Genomic DNA, 237 nt, shown 5'->3' on the forward strand with positions numbered 1-237 from the left:
CCAGCGCGCCGTACTTGCCGTCCTCCACCAGGCGCACCTCGTAGCGGAAGCCCAGGATGCCGGACAGCTCGCGCAGCAGGTCGATGCAGTAGCCCTCGAAGCGGTCGTTGCCGTAGAGTGGCTTGTCCGACTTCTTGAACATGACGTACGGCTCCTCCTTCAGGGACAATTCACAATTTGAAGCAATCGAAGCATTTAGCAGACGCTACACCCGAAGCGACTTACAATAAGCAAGGC

The 237-nt window shown here is 57.8% G+C and carries 1 protein-coding gene; it reads right to left on the bottom strand.

Annotation, left to right across the window (positions count from 1 at the left end; translation table 11 throughout):
* A partial coding sequence (locus IEQ44_RS18415) for a type 2 periplasmic-binding domain-containing protein (RefSeq protein WP_227487718.1) occupies positions 1-169 on the bottom strand: 169 nt, incomplete at its 3' end.
* Positions 170-237: the final 68 nt, after the last annotated feature.

The organism is Nocardioides malaquae, from assembly GCF_015070385.1.
In the GTDB taxonomy this organism is placed as follows: Bacteria; Actinomycetota; Actinomycetes; order Propionibacteriales; family Nocardioidaceae; genus Nocardioides; species Nocardioides malaquae.